Annotated in this window: 22 protein-coding genes and 3 tRNA genes; 16 read left to right on the plus strand and 9 right to left on the minus strand. The window is 63.3% G+C overall.

Features of this window, described 5'->3' with window-relative positions; translation table 11 throughout:
- Complete coding sequence (locus H2O75_RS02735; RefSeq protein WP_182173334.1) at nt 1-1,095, minus strand: glycerophosphoryl diester phosphodiesterase membrane domain-containing protein; 1,095 nt, start codon at nt 1,093-1,095, stop codon at nt 1-3.
- A 177-nt stretch (nt 1,096-1,272) separates the two neighbouring features.
- Between H2O75_RS02735 and mtrA the strand changes: the two genes are divergently transcribed.
- The 8 genes from mtrA (at nt 1,273) to htpX (ending at nt 10,174) form a co-directional block, all read left to right on the plus strand.
- A complete protein-coding gene (gene mtrA, locus H2O75_RS02740) occupies nt 1,273-1,953 on the plus strand; it encodes an MtrAB system response regulator MtrA (RefSeq protein ID WP_182173337.1) in 681 nt (226 codons plus the stop codon).
- The gene (mtrB, locus tag H2O75_RS02745) at nt 1,950-3,581 is read left to right on the plus strand and encodes an MtrAB system histidine kinase MtrB (RefSeq protein WP_182173340.1); all 1,632 of its coding nucleotides are present in this window, start codon (nt 1,950-1,952) and stop codon (nt 3,579-3,581) included. The genes mtrA and mtrB overlap by 4 nt, the downstream gene beginning before the upstream one ends.
- On the plus strand, nt 3,578-5,233 hold the full coding sequence (locus H2O75_RS02750) for an LpqB family beta-propeller domain-containing protein (protein ID WP_182173343.1): 1,656 nt from the start codon (nt 3,578-3,580) through the stop codon (nt 5,231-5,233). Before mtrB ends, H2O75_RS02750 begins: the two co-directional genes overlap by 4 nt.
- A 54-nt stretch (nt 5,234-5,287) precedes the next feature.
- Entirely contained in the window at nt 5,288-5,995 is a 708-nt protein-coding gene (locus H2O75_RS02755; RefSeq protein WP_182173346.1) for a ComF family protein, read from the plus strand.
- Between the two features lie 118 nt (nt 5,996-6,113).
- On the plus strand, nt 6,114-6,752 hold the full coding sequence (gene hpf, locus H2O75_RS02760) for a ribosome hibernation-promoting factor, HPF/YfiA family (protein WP_182173349.1): 639 nt from the start codon (nt 6,114-6,116) through the stop codon (nt 6,750-6,752).
- Between the two features lie 78 nt (nt 6,753-6,830).
- A complete protein-coding gene (locus H2O75_RS02765) occupies nt 6,831-8,231 on the plus strand; it encodes an FAD-dependent oxidoreductase (protein ID WP_259365292.1) in 1,401 nt (466 codons plus the stop codon).
- Nucleotides 8,231-9,280 (plus strand): lipoate-protein ligase LplAB, encoded by a 1,050-nt coding sequence (gene lplAB, locus H2O75_RS02770; protein ID WP_182173352.1) that lies wholly within the window; start codon nt 8,231-8,233, stop codon nt 9,278-9,280. Before H2O75_RS02765 ends, lplAB begins: the two co-directional genes overlap by 1 nt.
- A 21-nt stretch (nt 9,281-9,301) precedes the next feature.
- Nucleotides 9,302-10,174: a zinc metalloprotease HtpX gene (gene htpX / locus H2O75_RS02775; RefSeq protein ID WP_182173355.1), complete on the plus strand. Its 873-nt coding sequence runs from the start codon at nt 9,302-9,304 to the stop codon at nt 10,172-10,174.
- A gap of 52 nt (nt 10,175-10,226) precedes the next feature.
- Here the strand turns inward: htpX and H2O75_RS02780 are convergent, their stop codons facing one another.
- Nucleotides 10,227-10,721: a YajQ family cyclic di-GMP-binding protein gene (locus tag H2O75_RS02780; protein ID WP_182173360.1), complete on the minus strand. Its 495-nt coding sequence runs from the start codon at nt 10,719-10,721 to the stop codon at nt 10,227-10,229.
- Nucleotides 10,722-10,840: 119 nt separating this feature from the next.
- Between H2O75_RS02780 and H2O75_RS02785 the strand changes: the two genes are divergently transcribed.
- From H2O75_RS02785 to H2O75_RS02810, 6 genes are all read left to right on the plus strand, one after another.
- A tRNA-Tyr gene (locus tag H2O75_RS02785) sits at nt 10,841-10,924 on the plus strand.
- A 97-nt stretch (nt 10,925-11,021) separates the two neighbouring features.
- Nucleotides 11,022-11,097, plus strand: a tRNA-Thr gene (locus H2O75_RS02790).
- A gap of 29 nt (nt 11,098-11,126) precedes the next feature.
- A tRNA-Met gene (locus H2O75_RS02795) sits at nt 11,127-11,200 on the plus strand.
- 54 nt (nt 11,201-11,254) lie between these two features.
- On the plus strand, nt 11,255-11,425 hold the full coding sequence (rpmG, locus tag H2O75_RS02800; RefSeq protein ID WP_054953237.1) for a 50S ribosomal protein L33: 171 nt from the start codon (nt 11,255-11,257) through the stop codon (nt 11,423-11,425).
- Nucleotides 11,426-11,483: 58 nt separating this feature from the next.
- Complete coding sequence (locus H2O75_RS02805) at nt 11,484-12,332, plus strand: phosphotransferase family protein (protein ID WP_182173363.1); 849 nt, start codon at nt 11,484-11,486, stop codon at nt 12,330-12,332.
- A 240-nt stretch (nt 12,333-12,572) separates the two neighbouring features.
- Nucleotides 12,573-12,779 carry a cold-shock protein gene (locus H2O75_RS02810; protein WP_182173366.1) on the plus strand — a complete coding sequence of 69 codons (207 nt, stop codon included), beginning with the start codon at nt 12,573-12,575 and terminating at the stop codon, nt 12,777-12,779.
- 67 nt (nt 12,780-12,846) lie between these two features.
- Here the strand turns inward: H2O75_RS02810 and H2O75_RS02815 are convergent, their stop codons facing one another.
- Entirely contained in the window at nt 12,847-13,587 is a 741-nt protein-coding gene (locus H2O75_RS02815; RefSeq protein ID WP_182173369.1) for an META domain-containing protein, read from the minus strand.
- A gap of 118 nt (nt 13,588-13,705) precedes the next feature.
- Between H2O75_RS02815 and H2O75_RS02820 the strand changes: the two genes are divergently transcribed.
- Nucleotides 13,706-14,842 (plus strand): UDP-N-acetylmuramate dehydrogenase, encoded by a 1,137-nt coding sequence (locus H2O75_RS02820; RefSeq protein ID WP_182173372.1) that lies wholly within the window; start codon nt 13,706-13,708, stop codon nt 14,840-14,842.
- Nucleotides 14,843-14,858: 16 nt separating this feature from the next.
- Here the strand turns inward: H2O75_RS02820 and H2O75_RS02825 are convergent, their stop codons facing one another.
- The gene (locus H2O75_RS02825; RefSeq protein WP_182173375.1) at nt 14,859-16,793 is read right to left on the minus strand and encodes an oxidoreductase; all 1,935 of its coding nucleotides are present in this window, start codon (nt 16,791-16,793) and stop codon (nt 14,859-14,861) included.
- Nucleotides 16,794-16,868: 75 nt separating this feature from the next.
- Nucleotides 16,869-17,885, minus strand: a complete 1,017-nt coding sequence (locus tag H2O75_RS02830) for an adenosine deaminase (protein ID WP_182173378.1) — start codon at nt 17,883-17,885, stop codon at nt 16,869-16,871.
- Between the two features lie 80 nt (nt 17,886-17,965).
- Between H2O75_RS02830 and H2O75_RS02835 the strand changes: the two genes are divergently transcribed.
- A complete protein-coding gene (locus H2O75_RS02835) occupies nt 17,966-19,225 on the plus strand; it encodes a phosphotransferase family protein (RefSeq protein ID WP_182173382.1) in 1,260 nt (419 codons plus the stop codon).
- A gap of 8 nt (nt 19,226-19,233) precedes the next feature.
- Here H2O75_RS02835 and H2O75_RS02840 read toward each other — a convergent pair whose 3' ends face one another.
- From H2O75_RS02840 to H2O75_RS02855, 4 genes are read right to left on the minus strand one after another with little or no spacing between them, the layout of a single operon-like run.
- Nucleotides 19,234-21,051, minus strand: a complete 1,818-nt coding sequence (locus H2O75_RS02840) for an acyltransferase family protein (RefSeq protein WP_374971579.1) — start codon at nt 21,049-21,051, stop codon at nt 19,234-19,236.
- Nucleotides 21,020-21,334 carry a hypothetical protein gene (locus H2O75_RS02845; protein ID WP_182173387.1) on the minus strand — a complete coding sequence of 105 codons (315 nt, stop codon included), beginning with the start codon at nt 21,332-21,334 and terminating at the stop codon, nt 21,020-21,022. Before H2O75_RS02845 ends, H2O75_RS02840 begins: the two co-directional genes overlap by 32 nt.
- Before the next feature lie 29 nt (nt 21,335-21,363).
- The gene (locus H2O75_RS02850; RefSeq protein ID WP_182173390.1) at nt 21,364-22,053 is read right to left on the minus strand and encodes a response regulator transcription factor; all 690 of its coding nucleotides are present in this window, start codon (nt 22,051-22,053) and stop codon (nt 21,364-21,366) included.
- Nucleotides 22,038-23,456: a sensor histidine kinase gene (locus H2O75_RS02855; RefSeq protein ID WP_182173393.1), complete on the minus strand. Its 1,419-nt coding sequence runs from the start codon at nt 23,454-23,456 to the stop codon at nt 22,038-22,040. Before H2O75_RS02855 ends, H2O75_RS02850 begins: the two co-directional genes overlap by 16 nt.
- Nucleotides 23,457-23,468 lie beyond the last annotated feature (12 nt).

Here is a 23,468-nt window from a genome sequence, read left to right on the forward strand (position 1 = left end):
CTACGAGTTCCGGATGCTGTAGTGGAAGTTCTCTCGAATCATGCGGAGGTTGATGTAGATGACGTTGGAGACGGCCTGCCCGAACGCGACGACGAGAGCGGACAGGAGCGCGCCCGTGATCGTCGAGTAGATGACGATGGCCGTTGATGCTCCGAACGTGAAGATCGAACCGATGCCGATGACGATCGAGACGACGATCGTCATGAACAGGATGAGGATGATCGAGAGAATCAAGGTGGCGAGAATATGCCAGAACCGTCCCTTTGTCAGTTCGAACGATCGGGCGATCGACGCGATCGGGCCCTTCTGCTCCGCGACGAGGACGGGGATGACGCAGGAGAAGCGCACTGCGAGATAGATGCTGGCCGCGAAGAAGACGAGGAACAGGATGCTGTTACCCGCGACGCCGATATCCCCCACGAGGGGGGCCACCGCGAAACCGAGAACGGCGGTGACGACCGCGAAGATGATCGCGTACACGAGGTAGGCGAGAGCGAGCCTGCCAGAGTCACCCGCAGACATCGAGACAGCCTGCCCCATCGAGATCTTGCGGCCGTACAGCGCACTCATCGCCGCGTTCACAGCGGTCGTATAGATGAAGAGACCGGCGATAAAAGAGATGAGTGTCGTGATCAGGCTCGTGACGACGAACGCTGTCGAGGTCGCAGTGTCGGCGACATCGAAAATGTCGACGTAGGTGAGTGAAGATTCGCCGCCGACGAGAACGACCGCTGTCGACAGGAGCCCGACGAGGAGGTAGACGATGAGCGGGAGGACGATCAGGACCTTGGGGTTGTATCTGACGAGCCGGATAGCGGCGTCGATCTGCTCCACAGGCGAGAGGGGATGGAGCGGGAAGGGGGAGGAGTCGTATCCGCTGTAGGGCGCGGACTGATAGTCCCCGGAAGGCTGACCGAATTGGCCGTAGTTCGAGTACTCCCCGTATTGAGGGTAGGACGGGCCCTGGGCGGGCCGATCGAAATATCCGAACGTGGGAGGCTGCGGAGGCGACCCCGGTTCCGGCAGATCCGAACGTGGGGGCTGATTGGAGTTCGGCTCCCATTCTTCGCCCTGCCACCTGTTGTCATTGGACATGATTGTCTCCTTCGCCGACTGATACCAATCTTCGCACAGTCACCGGCGGCTGGAGGATAGCAATCCACGAACAGTGTCGGCACGAAGGCCAGGCATAGCCGCAGGGATTGTCCACAGTTTGGACCGACTGGGCGAGTGTTCGCGGACAAACGTGGCCGTTCGTGGGAAACTAGGGCCATGAAGTCCCGCATTCTTGTCGTCGATGATGATCCGTCGATCTCGGAGATGGTCGCCATACTCCTCGAATCGGAGGGGTTCGGTGTGACGATCTGCCCCGACGGTCTCTCCGTGCTGCCGCTCTATCGAGCCGAACGGCCAGACCTTGTCCTCCTCGACGTCATGCTGCCCGGCATGAACGGCGTGCAGGTGTGCCAGGCGCTCCGCGACGAATCAGACGTCCCGATCATCATGATGAGTGCCCTGACGGACTCGGTCGATGTCATCGCGGGCCTCGAGGCGGGCGCCGATGACTATGTGACGAAGCCTTTCGAGAACTCCGTCCTCATGGCCCGGATCAAGGCGCGGATGAGGAGGCAGGAGCTCGAGCCCGAAATCCTCAAGGTCGCAGATCTGACCATCGATATCACCGGGCACACCGTCATGCGCGACGATGAGAATCTCTCCCTCACCCCGCTGGAGTTCGATCTCCTCGTCGCCCTCGCACGCAAGCCCCGTCAGGTGTTCTCCCGCGAGGAGCTTCTCGAGCTCGTGTGGGGATACCGGCATAGCGCCGATACTCGTCTCGTCAACGTCCACGTCCAGAGGCTGCGCGCGAAGGTGGAGAAAGATCCGGACAATCCGGAAGTTGTTCTCACCGTCCGCGGCGTCGGCTACCGGGCGGGTGCGGCACGCGAGTGACGGAGCAGTCCCCCGAGGCGGGGGCACCCAGCAGGGGCCGACTGCTTGCAGATAGGCTGGCCGACCTTGTCAAGTTCTTCAGCCAGCGTCTTCAAGTCAGGGTCATTGCCACCCTCCTCACCATTGTGACCGTCTCCGTGTCCGTCACGTTCGGCATCGCCCTCTGGCAGATCCGCAACCAGGTCTTCGAGGACCGTATCGACGCGATCGTCGAAGAGTTCGGCGTCGATGCTCGGGCGGCGGAGCAGAGCTTCACGGCAACGATCGGCTCCAACCCCGGAAACGTCCAGAACACTGTGAAGTCGATCGTCAACTCGATGTACGACCCGTCGTCGTCCGTCGTCGGTGTCATGCTCATGCGGTCCGAGGGCCAGCCCGCGAGCGGCATCCAGATCCTCGAGCCGAGCAATGGTCCGACAGCTCTGCGCGAAATCGTGACGGATGAGATCCGATCCCAGACGGCCAACTCGGAGGCACTGCACTGGCAGTCTGTTTCGATCCCCAACGGCGACCGGGGTGACATTCCCGGCGTCGTCATCGGTGTCGCCGTCACCGTCCCCGGGGCCGGCAACTACGAACTGTATTCCGTGTTCTCGCTCCAGGCCGAGCAGGACCTGCTGAGCCTCGTGACAACCGTCCAGGTCGCGGCGGCGGGACTGCTCCTCATCCTTCTCGTCGCGCTCGCCATCGTTCTCGTCCGAATGGTTCTCGGCCCGATCCGCGAGGCATCCCGCAACGCCCGCAGGATCGCCGATGGTGCCTTCGAGGTGCGCATGGATGAGCACGGCGATGACGAACTTGCGCAACTGGCATCATCCTTCAACCAGATGGCGTCGTCGCTCGACGAACAGTTCACGAGACTGCAGAAACTCTCCAAAGTCCAACAGGACTTCGTCTCGGCAGTGTCCCACGAGCTCCGCTCCCCGGTGACGACGATCCGGATGGCGGGGCAGCTGATCTACGACAAGCGGGCAGAGCTCCCCTCGACACTGCAGCGTTCCGCCGAACTCATGCAGCGCCAGCTCGTCAACCTCGACGCGATGCTGGCCGACCTGCTGGAGATCTCCCGATTCGATGCTGGTGCGATGGCGCTCAACTCCCAGCCCGCCGATCTTGCCGACCTCGTCGAGAACGTGGTGGAGATGGCGGGGCCGCTCGCTCGCGAGGACGGCGTCACGGTGACGATCGAACGCTCCGGAGACACGTTCGCGACCGTGGAGCATCGCCGGGTCGAGAGAATTGTCCGCAACCTCCTCGTCAACGCGATCGAGCACGCGGACGGAGGCACCGTCAGACTCGATGTCGTCGGAAACGAGACCGCCGTCGCCGTACGCGTCGTCGATAACGGTGTCGGGATGAGCCAGGAACAGGCCGACCATGTGTTCGACAGGTTCTGGCGCGCTGACGCGGCCAGGGTCCGCAAGGCCGGCGGTACCGGCCTCGGCCTGACGATCGCACGCGAGGATGCGATCCTGCACGGCGGGGAGATCCGCGTGTGGGGCGTCCTCGGTGAAGGGTCGAGTTTCCTCCTCATCCTGCCGCGAGAGCCGGGCGCACCATACGTCGCGCCCGTGGATGTCGAAGTAGACTTTGACCTCCTGCTACCGGAGGAGGCGAAAGAGCAATGAAGAGACTCTGTGCCGTGCTGTGTGCCGTGACTCTGCTGTCTGCCTGTACGTCCCTGCCGACGGAGGGCCCCGTCAACGCGACCCGCGCGCCGGACGGAACGAACCAGACGGTGGGCTTCTACGCGAACGGGCCACGAGAGGGATCAACGCCCGAAGAGATTGTGTACGGCTTCCTCACCGCCTCGGCCGCAGGCCTCTCCGATGATTTCGAAGTCGCCCGCCAGTTCCTCTCCCCTCAGGCCTCGGAGGAATGGCGGCCCCTCGAAGAGGTCCGCATCTATGCGGATGCTCGCGTGCCCGTCACGACGCGGACCGAAACCCAGGCGGTCCGGCTCAGTCTCGGCGCGGAGGGATCGATCGATCCCAGCGGCCGGTTCATGATGTCGAGCTCGGACGCCGTCATCACCACCGACTTCTCGCTCGCGAGGAATGCTGACGGGGAGTGGCGGATCATCGATCTCGACAACGGGCTTCTCATCTCGGCGACCCTGTTCGAATCGCAGTACTCGAAGTCGGAACTCCACTTCCTCACGGCGGACTCGCAGTATCTTGTCGCCGACCTGCGATGGTTCCCGCGCACAACGTATGCGTCTGCCGCAACTAGGGAACTCTTCGAGGGTCCCTCCGAATGGTTGTCAGACGCCGTGCGCACCGCTGTGCCGCCGGGCACCACCATCGGCAGTCGGGGAATCTCGACGACCAGCGGCACCGCCACCGTATCGCTGAGCGACGAAGCGCTATCGGTCTCGGGATATCAGCGTGCGCTCTTCATGGCGCAGATCGAAGAAACCCTCACCATGCTCTCGAGCATCCAGAATGTGGAGCTGACCGTTGACGGCGTTCCGTGGGAGGTCAACCAGAGCATCAGCCTGTCCTCGTATCCGTTCACCGAGTCGACGATGCTGGTCAACGTCGACGGCAGGCCATCCCTCTACGAGAACGGCAGCGCCGTCTCTCTGTCGATGACAGATGTGCCGACAGACCTGGAGGCTCTGACGATCGGCTACGGCGACAACCCTCCCATGGTCGCTATCGCCGACGGATCGCGGCTCGTGACCCTTCCGAACAATGGGAGCGCACCCGTCACACTCCTCGAGGGCGACACCATCGGAACACCCTCCATCGACATCTACGATTGGATCTGGGCCGGCTCCGGCGACACGATCGTCGCCTTCACCGCGGAGGGAGATCGCGTGCCGCTGTCTGCCTCCTGGCTCGATGGTGGGACGGTGGATTCCATCCACGTCTCCCGCGAGGGCGCCCGCGCCGTCGTCGTCTGGCACAACGAGACCAACACGTACATGACTACGACCGCGATCATCCGCGACGGCAACGGCGAACCCGTAGCACTCGATGGTGCGCTGGAGCTGGGCGCCGGAGTGGACGAGGTCCTCGACGTCGCCTGGATCGATGAGACGACCGTTGCCGCGCTGGCCACGCTTCCGGGCGGCAGCAACCCCGGCATCTACGCCGTGCCGATCGGCGGGCCCATCACCGCGATCACCGAAGTCAACGGGGCAACATCGATCACGGCAGGATCGGGCCAGGGCTCCCTCGTGCTCGCGACCGAGAACGGGCAGATCCTCGAACGCTCCGGGGGCGGATGGCGCCTGCTCCTGACAGACGGCAGCTCACCGGCATTGCCTGGCTGAGTCCCCATCCACAGCACGAGCGGAACAACTCCCGAATCCTGGCACGATCAGGCCATGAGCCTCCTCGACGTCATCTTCCCGATCCAATGCCCAGGATGCGGCCAATGGGACACTCCGCTGTGCGATGCGTGCGGCGAGAACATCGGCCCGCCAGTCGACGTCTCCGCGTCACTGCCGCACCTTTCGCGCGTCCAATCGGACGGCACTGAAATATCGCTCTTCCCCGTGTGGGCACTGTCCTCCTACGAGGACACGAGAGAGATCATCCGCGCCTGGAAGAACCAGCCGTCGGATGCTCTCGACGCGGCTATCGGCACGCGGGTGGCGAGAGCAGTCGCAGGCACCGCGGACACTCTCGCCTCCCGCACGCTCGACGTGGTGCCGGTCCCGTCCCGTCCCGCACGCTATCGGCGAGACACCTACATTGCAGGGACGATCGCTGACAGTGTCGCCCGCGGCATCGCAGCCGGCGCGGCAGCTCCGCTCACGGTCAGATCCCGCGACCTGTTCATGCCGCGGCGCGGGCGCCAGCGGGGACGGTCGCGGAGGGAACGCCGTCAGCGAGACGCCGTCCACACCTACCCGTCTCCGTCCGGACTGTCGATCCTGCTCGTCGATGACGTCGCAACGACGGGCGCGACGCTCGAGGCCTGCTGGCGGGCGCTCGCGGACCACGAGGTTCTGGGAGCCGTCTGTGTGTCCGCTGTTATTCCCTCGTCCGAATTTGCGGACCTGCGTTCACGGCCATTGAACCTGGAGTAAAGTGAGGTAAGCGATATTCACAGGAAGTCGTGAAGGTGAAGGAGGTGGTCTGTTTCACTCGCCATCGAGGCGAATTTGCCATTCTTTCGGGTTGATACCCTTTCATGAGGAGATAATCGTGGAAATCATCGTACAAGGTCGTAATGCAGAGATTTCGGATCGGTTTAGGGAGCATGTCGCTGACAAGCTCGCCAAGGTTGAACAGTTTGCCCCTCGTGCCCAACGCGTCGAGGTAGAAGTTACCCACGAAGCGCACCTGGCCCAGACTGATGTGACGGAGAAGATCGAGATCACGGTCGTCGATAAAGGCCCGGTCATCCGGGCAGAGGCCTCCGCCTCCGACCGTGGTGCAGCACTCGATCTCGCCACCACAAAACTGATCGAGAGGCTGCGTCGGGTCCGCGATCGCAAGAAGGACCACCGTCGTGGTTCCAACGGCCAAGAACCGTCCGAGCTCAACATCGACTTGAAGGAGCTCAACGCCGACCTCGTGGCAGAGCAGCCGCGGGAAGAGACCGTGCCGACGGAGCCGGGACAGGCCGTTGAACAGCAGCTCGGCGATTCTCCCGTGATCGTCCGGCAGAAGCTTCATGAGGCGTCGCCCATGAGCGTGGACCAGGCCCTGTACGAGATGGAGTTGGTGGGTCACCCCTTCTTCCTCTTCATCGATGAGGATACGAAGCAGCCATGCGTCGTCTACCATCGCCACGGTTGGACCTATGGCGTCATACGCCTCGACACGACTGTCACCGACTGAGAACGCAGAAGCCCACGGGGAAACCCGTGGGTTTCTGCTTGTCAGCCGCACCGGTAGAATAGGGGAGGTTTATCCGCTGTGAGTATCGAGGTGCATGTGAGCGATCGTCCGCTATCAGTTGCCGTTATCGGCGCAGGCCCGGCTGGAATCTATGCCGCCGACATCCTGTCGAAGTCCGAGATCGAGACATCGATCGACCTGTACGAGCGGCTGCCGGCCCCCTTCGGTCTCGTCCGCTACGGTGTCGCCCCAGACCACCCCCGTATCAAGCAGATCATCGTGGCGCTCTACAAGATTCTGCAGCGCGGCGACATCCGCCTCATCGGCAATGTGACGGTGGGGCGTGACATCACGATCGACGAGATGAGAGCCCATTACGACGCGATCATTGTCGCGACGGGCTCCGACCGGGATGCCCCGCTCGACATTCCCGGCATCGACCTCGAAGGGTCGTACGGCGCGGCAGACTTCGTGTCCTGGTACGACGGGCACCCCGACTATCCGAGGGAATGGCCCCTCGAGGCGAAAGAGGTCGCCGTTCTCGGCGTCGGAAACGTCGCCCTCGATGTGGCCCGTATTCTCGCCAAGCATCCTGACGATCTCATGGTGACAGAGATACCAGAGAACGTTGAGAAGGGCCTGCGCGCCAACCCGATCACCGACGTCCATGTCTTCGGACGCCGCGGGCCCGCCCAGGTCAAGTTCACTCCGCTCGAGCTGCGAGAGCTCGGGAAGGTCCCTGATGTGGATGTCATCGTCTACGAAGAGGATTTCGATTTCGATGAGGGCTCGCAGGAGGCGATCAACTCCTCCAACCAGACGAAACAGGTCGTCAACACCCTGACAGACTGGGTCATGAGGGACTCGGAGCCGACAGCATCACGGCGCATCCACCTCCACATGCTCCAAGCACCGGTCGAGATCCTGGGCACGGACCGTGTCGAGGGCGTTCGGATGGAGAGGACGGAGCTCACCGGAGACGGCTCCGTCAAGGGCACCGGCACGTTCATCGACTATCCGGTCCAGGCCGTCTATCGGGCGGTCGGATACTTCTCCTCCCCGGTCGAGGGCCTTCCCTTCGACGATATCCACGGAGTCATCCCCAACATCGAGGGCCGTGTGATCCAGCCCGGCGGGGACCACATCCCCGGGGTTTATGCGACAGGGTGGGTCAAGCGTGGCCCTGTCGGTCTCATCGGCTCGACCAAGTCCGATGCTCGCGAAACCATCACCCACCTCGTCGAGGATGCTGAGGCGGGAAAGCTCGACCGGCTTGCAGATCGCACCGATGGGGAGCCCGTGACAGCTCTTCTCGACGATCGGGGCGTCAAGTACACGACATGGCAGGGCTGGGAGATCCTCGAGGAGTTCGAGAAGGCACTCGGAGAGGCCCAGGGCAGGGAGCGCGTCAAGGTCGTGGAGCGGGCGACGATGACGGCGATCTCGCGGGGCGAAGAACATGACGGGAAGCTGTACTGATGCACGGGGAATACAAGGAACCCGGCCACAAGCTCGTCGTCGTCGATCTCGATGTCGCCGACAATGAGCTGAGGAACGTGCGCCTCGCGGGAGACTTCTTCCTCGAACCGGATGATGCTCTCGACCGGATCACCCAGGCGATCGACGGGCTGCCTGCCGACTCGCCGGCGGCAGACATCGCACATGCCGTCACCGTCGTGCTCAAGCCGGGCGACGAGCTCTTCGGGTTGAGCCCCCACGGTATCGCCACCGCCGTCAGGCGCGCCCTCGGCCACTCCGTGGACTGGGATGACATCGAGTTCGAGGTGATCCACGGCCCCGTCGTGTCCCCGATGGTGAACGTCGCACTCGACGAGACCCTGATCGAGGATGTTGCGTCCGGGAGGCGGAAGCCTTTCATGCGGATCTGGGAGTGGGATTCTCCCTGCGTCGTCATCGGCTCCTTCCAATCCGTCGAGAATGAGATCGACTGGAACGGCATGACTGAGCACGGGGTGACGCTGTGCCGTCGCGTGACGGGCGGCGGGGCGATGTTCATGGAGCCCGGGAACTGCATCACCTACTCCCTCGTCATCCCCACGACACTCGTCGACGGCATGAGTTTCAAGGACTCCTACCCATTCCTCGACGAATGGGTCATGGAAGCCCTCGAGAAGGTCGGCGTCAAGGCAACCTACGTGCCGCTCAACGACATCACGTCCGAGAAGGGCAAGATCGGCGGCGCGGCACAGAAGCACTTCGCCTCCGGCGTCATGGTCCACCACGTCACGATGTCTTACGACATCGATGCGGAAAAGATGCTCGACTGCATCCGGATCGGCAAGGAAAAGGTTCGGGACAAGGGGCTCCGTTCCGCGGTGAAGCGCGTCGATCCGATGAAGTCCCAGACAGGCATGGCGCGCGAGGACATCATCGCCGTCTTCCTCGACCACTTCGCCGCGAAATACAACGCGCAACCAGGTGCGCTCACCGACAGCGACATTGCTCGCGCCCAGCAGCGGTGCGAGACGAAGTTCAACACGGACGAATGGACGTTCCGCTTGCCCTGAGTCCGGAATCGAAAGGACATCATGAACCGTTCCACTCTCAACGGCGTCAAGACGGCTGTGCTCCTCGGCGTGCTCTGGGCGATCCTGCTCGCCATCGGCGGCCTCCTCTCCGCAGGATCCGGCAGCTCCAGCTTCATCGTCGTCTTCGCACTCATCGGGCTCGGCAGCACCGCCTACACGTATTGGAACTCGGACAAGCTGGCGATACGCGCTATGCGGGCCCGGGAGGTGAGCGAGGCAGAGTTCCCGTGGTACCACCAGACGGTGCGAGAGCTTGCCGTGAAGGCCGGCCAGCCCATGCCGCGACTGTTCGTGGCACCCACGTCCTCACCGAATGCTTTCGCCACGGGACGCAACCCGAAGAACGCGGCCGTGTGCGTCACGGACGGGATCCTTGACCTGTTGAACGAGCGCGAACTCCGCGCCGTTCTCGGGCATGAGCTCATGCACGTCTACAACCGTGACATCCTCACGTCCTCGATCGCCGCCGGACTGGCAGGGATCATCTCCTCTCTTGCCCAGTTCTTCATGTTCTTCGGCATGAGAGGCGACCGCAACAATTCGAGCCCGTTCGGCTTCATCGGTGTTCTCCTCATGGCGCTGCTGGCACCGCTTGCGGCAAGCCTCATTCAGCTCGCCGTCTCACGCACGCGGGAATACGATGCGGACCACGACGGGGCGGAGCTGACGGAGGATCCGCTCGGCCTCGCATCTGCCCTCAACAAGATCGCGGGAGGCACAGTCCGCACTCCCATGACGGAGACGCCGCAGATGGACAGCGTGTCGCACATGATGATTGCGAACCCGTTCGCGGGCAAGGGCCGTGCGCTCTTCTCAACCCACCCTCCGATGGAGGACCGGATCCGCCGCCTGGAGAAGATGGCGGGATACTGACGCTCCGGACAGCAGTGTGGGGCACGCCCTTGGCGTGCCCCACGCGTGCTTCTCAGCGGTAGTTCTGGAACGACACGGCGAAGTCGAAGTCCGCTCCCTTGAGGAGAGCGATCGTGTCCTGCAGGTCATCGCGCGACTTGGATGTGACGCGAATCTCGTCGCCCTGGATCTGTGTCTTGACGGACTTCGGCCCCTCATCGCGAATCAGCTTCGTGATCTTCTTCGCGTTCTCCTGGGAGATGCCCTCCTTGAGGGCCCCGGCGAGACGGTACTCCTTGCCAGACTGGGCTGGTACTCCTTCGCCCACATCGACACACTTGAGGGAGACGCCGCGTCGGACGAGCTTCGTCTGGAGCACGTCGTAGACGGCCAGGCACCGCTCCTCAGAGTTGGCCTTCATGAGGATGGTTTCCCCCTTGAGCTCGATCGATGCATCGACGCCCTTGAAGTCGTAGCGCTGGTTGATCTCCTTCGCCGTCTGGTTGACCGCGTTATCAACCTCCTGCATGTCATACGTGGAAACGACATCAAAAGAAGAGTCGGCCATGGTCCATCCTTTCGCGTTCACTAGGCGCTCGACGTGAGGTCGAGCACTGGTACGTCTACCAGTTTGACATGACCCAGATGGAACTTGGTAGTCTCCCTAGTGCACCCCTTGGGGTGGACGGCGGGTTGACCGAGCGGCCAATGGTATCTGACTGTAAATCAGACGCGAGAGCTACGGGGGTTCGAATCCCTCACCCGCCACCACGTGATTCGTCACGTAAACGCGTGAGTGACCTCACCGCTTCCGAAGCCCCACCAGGTTTGGTGTGGAACCGGGAGCGCTGATAAGCTCGTTCGCGTTGCCCCGATAGCTCAGACGGCAGAGCGTCTCCATGGTAAGGAGAAGGTCCAGGGTTCAATTCCCTGTCGGGGCTCCATTTTGCGGAGCCGGTCCGTAGGATGTTGCGGCGGGGTAGCTCAGCTGGTCAGAGCGCACGACTCATAATCGTGAGGTCGCGGGTTCAAGCCCCGCCCCCGCTACAGGTAAGAGAGATCGCGGAATCGCCGTATCTCGCAGAACGAAGTGAGGAAACCGTGGCATCAAAGTCTGCCGACGTTCGCCCCAAGATCACCCTCGCCTGCGAGGTGTGCAAGGAGCGCAACTACATCACGAAGAAGAACCGTCGTAACAACCCAGATCGTCTCGAGATGAAGAAGTACTGCGCACGCTGCAACGCTTCGACAACGCACCGCGAGACCCGCTAGAGTCTGTTCGATTAACCCGCCTGGTCCTCCAGGCGGGTTTTCTTATCCCAGGAGTGCCATGACAGGTCTCGATCGCCGCCAGGCCGGGCTTGTGCAGGCATGGTTCCCGGGCGCGCGGCTCGTCGCCGACATGTCCTGGGGTCTCGTCGACTCGACAGTCCTCCATCTCGCCACTGTCGATGAGGAGATCGTCGTCAAGGCCGGCGGACCCCGCAACGCACATATCGCCCGAGACATCACCGCCCACGAAACCGTCGTGCCGCGCCTGGCCGCCAGGGGTCTCGCACCGCGCCTCCTGCGGGCCGACCGGGATGCTCGGATCCTTGTGCACAGCTACGTACCGGGAGACCTGGTCGACGATGGTCCCTCGGAATCCGACCCCGACGTCATTCAAGAGGCTGGGGAGATCCTCTCACTCCTGCATAGCCTGGGCGGTTATGTGGATGACACGATCGAGGCGCAGCTCATATCCGCTGGCCTCAAATGGCTGCGCAAGCCCACGCGGATACCGGCCGCACAGTCTGCCCTCGCGCAGGACTATCTCGCGGGCCACAGACCGAGGCCGGTGTGGGTTGTGCCCAGCCACGGGGACTACAGCGGGCGCAACTGGGTGAGGACGGAGAGCGGAATCGCCGTCATCGATTTCGGCCGTTTCGGATACCGTCCCAGGCGCCAGGACTTTCTGCGCATGTTCTTCCGCCGCTGGCACGATCATCCCGCCGAACGCGAACTGTTCCTGGCCGGCTACGGAGAAGAGGCCGAGGCGGACGGCGTTGACTGGTGGATCGATGTGCTTCGCGAGGCCGTATCGACGGCAGGGTGGGCGCACAAGGTGGGGGATGAGCCGTTCGAGCGGCTGGGCCTGCGCTACGTCGAGATCGCACTCGATGCACTCGGGAGCCCGTAGCGTACGGTGCTGGGTGCAGTGATACAAGAGCCTGCACGACTTCTCAGTGTGACGACTGTCGCGGCTTTCCGTTCGCCATTTCCGCGAGATCGGCGTAAGGTCGTAACTACCGCACAGAAGGTGTTGTACGGTATTCACGACAGATTAAACTGGAACTTTGTTCCTTCTGCACTGAGTGACGAACTAGCACCACCGGGACGATCGAACGTCGATCGCCCCACGCCAGAAGGGATAAGTATTATGGCTACAGGTATTGTTAAATGGTTCAACGGAGACAAGGGCTTCGGCTTCATCGAGGCTGACGACAAGTCGGCAGATGTTTTCGTTCACTACTCCGCGATCCAGACCAAGGGTTTCCGTACTCTCGATGAGGGTGCGAAGGTCGAATACGATGTCGAGCAGGGCCCCAAGGGTCCCCAGGCCTCGAACCTCTCGGTAATCGGCTGATCTATCTGAGATAAAGGGCCGCTGTCTTTATGACAGCGGCCCTTTGCTATGCCTAGAAGGGGCGAGTCTAGCGGCTCGTCATCGTCAGAACGATAACGTCATCGGCGTCCCAGAGGGTGAGCGTATGTCCCTCGACGCTGTAGCCGCGAGCGGCCGCCAGCGCCTCGACAATGCCTGCCTCCTGCTCCATGAGCCCGTCCGGCTTCTCGCAGTACATCTCGGTCATCCCAAGCCCTGACGAGGCGAAGACGCCAGCATCTGCCTCGTAGGTGCCGCTGATCGTATTGCACCCAGCATTCGCCCGCAACGTGCCGTCCTCTGCCAGCTCGAGCATGGTATCGACATCCGACAGCACGGACGTCCGCCCCGATTCCGTCAGGTAGTCGATGACAGACCAGGAGGTGCCCGACAGGTCTTGGCTGACCTCATCGAACCGGATGACGGGTTCCTCCTCGGTGAAGAACGTGAGGACACCATCCTCAACTCGATACGAGTCGACGCCGGCAAGGAGTTCCAGGTAGCGCGACTCCATGAGCATCACCGGCTCGTCGCATGCCATGAGTGTCGTCATGAAAGCCTGGGGGAACGAGATCGTGGAATCGTGCGCTTCGTAGGCGCCGTTGTAGCGGTTGCAGCCGCCGCTGCCCGACAGCGTGTCGTCTGAGAAGACCGCGGTGATCGTGTGGTCAACATCGTCACCTGCGATGGTGGAGGCCGCCCACGACGTACCTGAAAGATCCATGGTGTCCTCCGTCTGTCCGCACCCGGCCATCAGTGCCAGGGCCAGGATCACGCCGATGCGCTTCATGATGAGAGCCTTCCCCACAGCGCACAGGGGCGCCAATGTATTCCTATGATAGGCCCGGGCGGGCTGACATGTGCCCGCCTGTCTCCACGTCTCCCGATCGCCGGTCTAAGCTGGTGCCATGAGCTGTACCATCATCGAACCGAACGACAATGTCGACCCTGGACCGACCGTGCCCTCGACACGGCGCACAGGCGACGAGGCTTTTGCCGGTCTGACAACGATCGCGACCGGCGGTCCCGTCGGCGAGCTCGTCCGCGCATACTCCGAAGACGATATCGTCGAGGCGGTGCGGGAAGCTGATGAAGAAGGGCGTGCTGTCCTGATGCTGGGAGGGGGATCGAACCTCCTTGCCTCCGATCAAGGCTTCGACGGCAGGGTCGTGATCGACATGCGGAGCGAGATCGACCAGGTCCAGGTCTCCAGCTGCGGGGGAGCGATCCTGCGCGGAACCGCGGGCACTCCGTGGGACGAGTTCGTGGCGGTGGCGATCGCGAACGGCTGGCATGGTATCGAAGCGCTCTCGGGCATTCCCGGCTCCCTTGGCGCCACCCCTGTGCAGAACGTCGGAGCATACGGCCAGGAGATCGCTGACACGCTCTATTCTGTCCGCGTCTACGACCGTGAGGCGAAGAAGCGCACCGATCTGGCACCGTCGGAGATCGGCCTGTCCTATCGGAACTCGCGGCTCAAGGAGTCGACGGCCCAATGGGGCGCAACGGGACGGTGGATCGTCCTGTCCGTCACCTACCAGCTGGGACTGGGAACCCTGTCCACTCCGATCGCATACAGCCAGCTGGCGCAGGCACTCGGCGTCGATGTGGGGGAGCGGGTGCCCAGCACCGACCTTCGTGCCGCTGTCCTGGAGCTTCGCCGGTCGAAGGGCATGGTCCTCGATGACAGCGATCGAGACACGTATTCGCTCGGCTCGTTCTTCACCAACCCGATTGTCCCAGCCCAGTCCATCCCCGACGGTGCGCCGTCGTTCCCGCACGGTGATCTCGTCAAGACATCAGCGGCCTGGCTGATCGATCATGCGGGATGTGGGAAGGGCTACGGTGCGGAGGCGACGGGAGGCCGGGCGTCCCTGTCGACCAAACACACCCTTGCCATCACCAATCGTGGAGGAGCATCGACCGAGGACATTCTCACGGTCGCCAGGAGCGTGAGAGAACGGGTCGCAGACACGTACGGTATCACCCTCGTCAACGAGCCCGTCCTCCTTGGAACGGGCCTGGGGGACGCTCCTACGAGGTAACGTCCCCCAGGGGTTCCTACACGGTCAACGCGAGCTCGTAGGCGTCGTTGACGGCGTCCCCCACCTTGCGCGGGGAGACGCAGTCGCCGACTGTCAGCACGGTGCCGAGAGCCTGACCCAGCTCTGTTGCGGATGTCAGGCCGAACGCCGTGATCACGGTGTCAGCCTCGAGCTCGGCGGTGCCCTCCGGTCCGGCCACGGTCACGCCGCGGGGATGGATGGTGGTCACCGTCGTCGACGTGAGGATCGTGACGTTGTGGGCTGCAAGCTCCCGGAGCAGAGATGTGCGGTTCAGCATGAGCATGTCGCGGGCAATCTCCTCCGCCATCTCCACAACCGTCACCTCGTGGCCGTTCTGTGCGAGCTCGAGGGCAGCATCCGCACCGGATAGGCCGCCACCGCAGACGATGACGCGGCGGCCGACGGGCGCACCCTCGTGGAAGGCCAGAACATCGACGCCATGATCGCTGCCGGCAACGGAGGCTGGGATGAACGGGTGCGACCCGGTGGCGGCGACGATGACATCAGCGCCGTCCAGTTCACGATCGCCAGCGTTGATCTCGTGGCCGAGGTGGATCGTCACATTCTCGATCGCGGCGAGCTGGCGCTCCCACCACGAGATCATGCGGAAGAGCTCTCGCTTGAACTCGGGTGTTGCGGCGGGCAGGAGGACGCCGCCCACGCGATCGGCCCGATCGTAGACATGGACGCGGTGCCCCCTCAGGCCGGCAACACGAGCGAACTCGAGACCTGCTGGGCCTGCACCGATAACAGCAATGGTCTTCGGCTCATCCGTGGGGCTGATGATTCTCTCCGCCTCGTAGCCGACTTCGGGGTTGACGGCGCACCCGATAGCCTTCCCGAAGAATGCGTTGCCCGTGCACAGCTGGTTGCATCGGATGCAGGGGCGGATATCCCCGGGGCGTCCCTCCTTCAGCTTGACGACGATATCGGGGTCGGCGATCAGGCCGCGGCCGATGACGATGAGGTCGGCTTCGTCACGGGCGAGGATCTGTTCCCCCGATTCGGGCGTGATGTTGCCGCAGGCTCCCACGGGGATCGACACGGCTTCCTTGACCTGGCGCGCGGCGGAGGCCATGCAGTTGTCGCCGAGATAGTAGGGCGGGAACACGTAGTCCATCGCCTCATACGAGCCGTTGTCGCACAGGATCATGTCAAGGCCGCCCGCCTCGAGACACTGCACGAGAGTCTTCGTCTCCTCCCAGGTGCGGCCGCCCTCGAAGAGGTGGTCGACGGAGATGCGGAAGGACACGACGACGCCCGGAGCGTTCTCCTTGATCGACTGGATGCATTCGACTGCGAAGCGCGCACGGTTCTCCGCACTGCCGCCGTACCTGTCCGTCCGCCTGTTCCACACGGCGGACATGAACTGGTCGACAAGATATCCCGTGTGTCCGTGGAGATCGATGACGTCGAAGCCTGCCTCGTATGCTCGGCGGGCCGCCTCCCCTGTTCGCTGCACGATGAGAGCGATCTCGTCCGTCTCAAGCGGCCTGCAGGCGCGGGACGGGTCGAAGAAATACGGGTTGTCGGAGGATGACACGGGCTCCATGCCCATCGCGTCATAGTACTGATTGTTGCGCCCCAGGCCGGGCGTGAGCTGGAGGCCAGCCTTTCCGCCGCCAGCGTGGATCGCGGCCGCGATATCGGCCAAGCCCTTCGTGTACTCATCGGAGTCTGCCCTGGCAAGGCCGGGCGCGATCGGCTCGAGGTCGGATTGGACGAAGTTGATGCCGGTGATGACGAGGCCGGTGCCGCCGCGAGCCCGCGCGCCATAATAGGCGGCTTCGCGAGGTGTCGACCTGCCGTCGGGGAGCCCCATCTCCGTGCCCATCGGTGCGAGAACGACGCGGTTCGGCAGGGTGAGCCCCTGGACGGTGAGGGGTGAAAGCATGCGATCGAATGTCGGCGTGGTGCTGAGAGTAGTCATGGAACCTTCCTAGATGAACGTTCCACCATCGTCCCTGACAGGTGCGGGCTCCGATCTAGGCTCGGCTGTCGATCACTAGGGTGCAGCGAGCCACGCATCGACGTCGGCCCGCCACGCACGCTTAGCGGCGGGGGAGGCGAGGGATGCGTCGATAGAGGACGCCGCCATCTGCGCCAGCTGCCGATCGCTCGCGCCGAGATCTCGTGCGATCTGGTACTGATCGGTGAGGCGGGACAGGAAGAGAAGCGGATCGTCGGCCGAGAGGGCGATCTTTGCCCCCGAGTCGAAGAGCGTCTGGAGGGGGACGGACTTCTCGTCCGGGTACACGCCGAGCGACACGTTCGAGGCGGGGCACACTTCGAGGGCGATGCCGGCATCGACGATCTTGGCCAGCAGCTCGGGATCCTCCGCGGCCCGTACCCCGTGCCCGATTCGGGTCGGTTTGAGGTGTGCGACAACCTCTCGAAGATGATCCGGGCCGAGCAGCTCCCCACCGTGGGGCATGGCCTCGAGCCCGCCCCTGCGGGCGATATTGAAGGCCGCCGCCCATTCGGACGTCGTACCGCGGCGCTCGTCGTTCGAGAGGCCGAAACCGATGACATCACCGGGTTGGTCGCCTGCCATGGACACGGCGAGACGCGCGAGGGTTCGAGCGTCGAGCGGGTGCTTCATGCGGGACGCGGCCACGATGACACCGACCTCGACCCCGGTGTCCCTGCTCGCCTGGCGTGCCTCGTCGACGACGATCTCCAGGGCTGGGGTCAGCCCTCCGACGAACGGCGCGTACGATGTCGGATCAACCTGGATCTCGAGCCGCCGGGATCCTTCTCTCGCATCGTCTTCGGCGGCCTCCCGGATGATGCGCCGCATGGCGGCCTCGCTCGAGACGACCTTGCGGGCGGCATCGTAGGAGCGTTGGAATCGGAACCATCCACGCTGATCGGCAGGGACCGAGAGGGCCACGTTGTCGACAAGGTTGGAGGGCAGACGGATGCCCTGCTCGTCCGCCATCTCGCGCAGGGTCGAAACCCGCATCGAACCGGTAAAGTGGAGGTGCAGGTGCACTTTCGGTAGTTTGTCCAGGTCGCGCACAAACTCAATCTGCCAAACGTTCGCCGTTCACGCAAACAACGTGACCTTGTTCGCGCCCGAGAGTAGGGAACAATAACTGTATGAGCATCACCGATCAGGCCCTGCGGGAAGCCCGGGAGGTCGACCTGCTGACCGGCGCCGAAGCCGGGGACATGCTGGGCGCCGCCTTGACGAGCATGGGAACCGTCCGTTCGTGGACAGTCCACTCCGTCCATCACCGGCCCGGGGCTGGTGTCACTGTCGGCTACACAGTGCAGGTCGAGGCGCCCGGCTACGGCAGCGTGAGCGATGAATACATCTGTGCGACCACGGGCCGCGTCTCGCAGGGACCGTCAGAGAACCTCGTCCGCATCGATGGCCCTGATGGGATCGTCGTCCACGTGTGGCGTCATCCGCACGATCCGGAGCTCCCCGCGCTCTCGCTTGCCTGCGAATCCGGGTCGATGAGCCGTTTCCTCGGCCAACGCGTCAAACTGGAACTCCTGTCCTATCGGCCGACCCGGCGGGGAGTGCTGCGGGTCAACTACAGCGATGGTTCGCGCGCGTTCGCGAAAGTGGTCCGACCAGCCCACGCCCACTCGCTCGTCAAACGACACACCATGCTCGTCGACGCTGGCATACCGGCACCCAGGGTCCTGCGGAACACCCCGGATGGTCTGATCCTCATCAGCGCCGGCCACGGCGAACCCCTCGCGAACCTGCTCTCGCGAGGCATGGGGCAGTCAACCGATCAGGTGCTCGACAGCCTGCTGTCCGTGCTCAATCGGCTTCCCCAGCAAGCGACAGGCCTGACGCGCCGGCCTGCGTGGTCCGAGCGCGCAGACCACTATGCGAACGCGGCAACGACCGTGATCCCCCAGCATCGCACCCGTATCGAAATGCTTGCCTTCGGCGTCAACCATCTGATGGCGAACTCTGACCCGGGCCCCGTCGTGGCAACCCACGGCGACTTCTACGAGGCGAACGTCCTCATGGATCCGCAGACCTCGACCGTCTCGGCCCTGATCGACGTCGATTCCCTCGGCCCCGGGCACCGGGTCGACGATCTGGGATGCCTGCTCGGACACATCTCCGTCCTGCCCTACCTGGCACCCCGGTCATACCCCCACGTCCACACCGAACTGCTGCGATGGACGGAGCTGTGCGAACAGGTCGTCGACCCGGTTGCCCTCATGGCACGCTGTGCCGGAGTGACCCTGTCCCTTATCGCAGGCGCCCGCCGCGAAGGCGGAGGCGAATGGTTGAGCGATGCTGAGGGGCGCCTCGCCGCCGCCGAGCAGTGGCTCGCGCGCGGCTACGGTCATCTCGCCCGACGAACACGTCAGGCCAGCGGACACTAGACACTGCGTCAGCGAGACAACGACTGCACGAGAGTATCGTCACCGCCGGCGAACAGGTGCGGGACGAGTTCGCGGAGATCTGACTCGATGAACGATCGGGCGGAGGACGCGAATGTCGCGGTGATGTGGTTGTCGTCCCGCAGCACGCGAACGTTCCCGACCTGCGCGAAGCAGGACGTCTCGTCGCACAGGTACTTCGACGTGTCGAACAGGCGCGTCGCGTCAGTGCCATGCGGCGTGCCGTAGGTGTCGATCTCGTCGCTGTAGAAGCGGTCTCGCGGTGACGCGCACTGCGTATGAGAGGTGGTGGCACCGCTCTCCAGGCACGAAACCCATTCGTCAGTTCGGTATGGGTTCTCCCGGAACAGGAACACGGGGATACCGAGGCCTGTCACATGGTCGACCGCTTCGACCATGCCCACGGTCGTCGTCTCGGGTTCCGTCCCGAGACGGGTTGTTCCCGTGGTCAGGACAAGATCGGGTTGCCTCTCCTCGATCACCTCGAGCATGAGCTCATTCCAAGCCTGGCAGGCAGGAGTGATGCTGACTCCAGCGTCGTTGTCCTCCCGATCGGTTGTGAACAGACAGCCCGCCTTCTCATACACCTCGAGATCCCACCCCTGCTCGACAGCCATGTCCCCGATCGGCTGGGACCACTGACCGGTGTGAGAGCTGCCCACCATGAGCACGAGCGGGCCCGTCGTCGCCTCGGGATGCTGACAGGATGTTGGCTCAGAACCCTCGAAACGTTGGATGCAGGGCTCATTCTTGTTGAGCGTCGCATACCATCCCGCATCGCGCCGCACGAGATCATCACTGGGCACCGGGTTCCGTGCCTCGATCGTCACCCACTCGGGTGCCACCATCGCACCCGCACCGGGATAGTCCGTCGCGACGACCATCGACTCGTAGGCCGCAACCTCGTTCTCGAACCTCTCGCTGACGGCCGCATAACCGCCCGAGGCGGCGATGAACGCGAAGACTGTCACCGTTGCCCCCACCGCCATGGCGCGCCGGGGATTGGGGAATGCGACACGCCAGTTCGCGACACGGTCCTCGAAAACGTATTTGCCGATCGTGCCAGCCACAAGTGACAGGGCAAGGACGATCGCGGCCGTCGTCATGTCAGCCGATTCCCGTCCTGTGATGAGAAGAGCGAAGATGAGGATCGGCCAATGCCACAGGTAGAGCGAGAACGATATGTCGCCGACACGCTGGAAGGGCCACGTCACCATGAGATTGTCAGCGCCCCACCGCGTCCGAGTATCGCCGGCGGCGAGGAAGAGGCAGATCCCGAGAACGGGCCACAGGGCTTGTGGCCCGGGGAAACTGTCAGCGCCTTCGAGGACGAAGCCGCACGAGACGATGAGGGCAATGCCGATCCACGACATGATCGCGCGCACTGCGGGACGCAGCCGAATCGAGGCGACGCATAGACCGAGGATCCCGGGGAGGGTCAATTCCCACGCCCTGGAGAACGTGGAGAAGTAGGCGGCCGCCTGATCGGTCGTCGTATCGTAGACGGCCCAGCTGAACGATGCGGCGGTGACGAGGCCGAGAGCGGCGATAAGAGCAGTGCGGGCGGATACTCGCGCCTTCAGGGCAAGCCATGCCACGATCATGACGAAGAAGGTCATGGCGACATGGAACTGGCCTTGGATGGAGGTGGACCAGATGTGTTGGAGCGGTGATGTTGCCGGCCCGGCCGCGTCGTAGGTCAGCTGCGACGAGACGAGATGCCAGTTCTCGTAGAAGAAGACCGATGCTCTGATCTCGCTGAACAGCTGAGGCTGCTCAGATATCGGAAAAAGGACATAACCGGCGATTCCGACCCGCGAGGAGCACGGGAAGAAGCGGAATGAGGAGGCGGCGAATCAGGCCCGAGAAGCGTGCCGCGAGATCGATCCGCCATCCGTCAGTACGGCGAAGCAGGCTGGGTACCGCCAGGAAGCCTGTGATGGCGAGGAAGACGTCGATACCGCCGGAGACCCGACCATCGGCGAAGATGTGGAAGGCGACAACGAGGAAGATTGCGAGACCGCGAACCCCGTGCAGTTCAGGGCGAAACGTTCGAACATCCCGCACGGACGAAGACGATGGCGTGGTCACGGGACAAGAATACCTGCGGGGGCTCAGGCTTAGCGCCGCCGGGGCTCGTTGCGTGGCTCACTGAGCCGATATCCCATGTTCCGCACCGTCGTGATCCACTCGTTGCCGATCTTGCGCCTGAGATAGCGGACATAGACATCGACAACGTTCGAACCCGGATCGAAATCGTATCCCCACACCCGGTCGAGGAGCTGCTCCCGGGAGAGCACCTGATCCTCGTGGGACATGAAGGCCTCCAAGAGCGAAAATTCTCGAGCCGACAGGTCGACAGGTGCACCCGAGAGCGTCACCCGATGCTTGGGGAGATCCATGACCAGGTCCCCGACACGGATATGCGTGGTTGCGGACACCGAAGCCACATCCGATCGAAGCCGCAGCCTCACGCGGGCAAGCAGCTCCTCGAAGCGGAACGGCTTCGCCATATAGTCATCGGCCCCCGAATCCAGTCCCTGGACCGTGTCTCCGACCGAGGAGCGGGCCGTCAGGATGATGACTGGCGTGGCCACACCCTGCCCCCTCATCCGCTCCAGAACCACGAACCCATCCATGTCGGGCAAGCCGATGTCGAGGATGATGAGGTCGTACCCGCCCGTCAGGGCGTGCGATAGTCCGTCCTCACCCGTGGCCACCGCCGTCGGCAGATGACCCGCAGACTTCAATCCTTTGGAGACGAACGAGGCGATGCCGGGCTCGTCCTCGACGATCAGAATGTTTGCCATGATTCTCCTTCGTGCGGAATGACAATCGTGAAGGTCGATCCGTGCCCTGGCCGAGACGACACGTCGACGCGTCCCCCATGAGCGGAGGCGATGGCGGCCACGATCGGCAAACCCAAGCCCGCCCCGTCAACCGTACTGTCTGCCCGGCCGAATCGCTCGAAAATCAGGTCGACCTTGTCAGGTGCGATACCGATCCCCGCGTCCGCGACCCACAGTCTCGCCTCACCATCCACTGCCACGCCCAGCCTGATGGTGGAACCCGCGGGAGAGAACTTGGCGGCATTCGCCGCCAGCTGCAGCATGGCCTGCGTCATCCGCTGCTCGTCCATGACGATGATGTCCTCTACGCTGGACTCGATCTCCCACTCGTGGCTGCCGACGCCCTGAACGAGAGTGAGGAGCCGATCGATGAACGGCCCGCTGTCGACAGGGTGGAGGGACACGAAGTCGGGGCGCTCCGCCTTCGCGAGGAGCACGAGGTCGTCCGCGAGCCGGTGCATGCGATCCAGTTCGTTGATCGACAGGTCACGGACAGCCTCGACATCCGCGGCGTCTTGGCTGTCCATGAGCTCGAGATGTCCGCGAATGATGGTGATCGGGGTCCGCAGCTCGTGCCCAGCATCGTCGAGGAGCTGCAGCTGGGATGCGAACGTGCCCTGGATACGGTCCAGCATCGAATTGAAGGTCGATGCCATCTCGCCCAGATCGTCGTGCGTCTCGACCTCGATCCGAGCATCGAGGTCCGATTCACTGATCTTTGAGGCCGTCTTCTGCAGCTCCCGAACCGGTTTGAGGAGCTCGCCAGCGATCAGCCAGGACAGGACGGCCAGGACAGCGAGACAGATCACAGCCGCGATGACGAAGACGCGGAACGTGTCGACAAGCTGGGTCTGTTCCGCCTCATAGTCGTAGGCCAGAGCGTAGGCGCCCGTACCGAGATCGTCGAGCGTGATCGGCATGAGGGCATAGCGATACGTCGATTCCGGGGTGGTCAGCGTGCCCAGTTCGCTGGACTGCGAGGCCGTCACTGCTTCGACCCGCTCTCCGAGCTGAATCATGAGATCCGCATCGGCAACCATGTCGAGTCCGCCGGGCTGGGTCCAGGCGGGCCGCAACCCCACATAGCCGATCATGCCCTCCGAATCCTCGGGTACACGATGGCTCAAGACATCGCGCAGCAGCGCATCCAGCGTCGAGAACTGCCCGGACTCGTACGCCGAGACGGCCTCCGTCGCGAACTCCTCCATCTCCCGTCCCAACTGCTGATTGATCCGGTCGCTGATGTCGTTCTTCTGCACGGTGTAGAACGCCAGGCCGACGACGGTGAGCGCGAGAACAGTCAACGTCAGTACGGCGGCAACGATCCGCGTGCGGACCGACCATCTCGGAGTTCGTCGTCGCATAGGCATCCCTTC

This window comes from Flaviflexus equikiangi, from assembly GCF_014069875.1.
In the GTDB taxonomy this organism is placed as follows: Bacteria; Actinomycetota; Actinomycetes; order Actinomycetales; family Actinomycetaceae; genus Flaviflexus; species Flaviflexus equikiangi.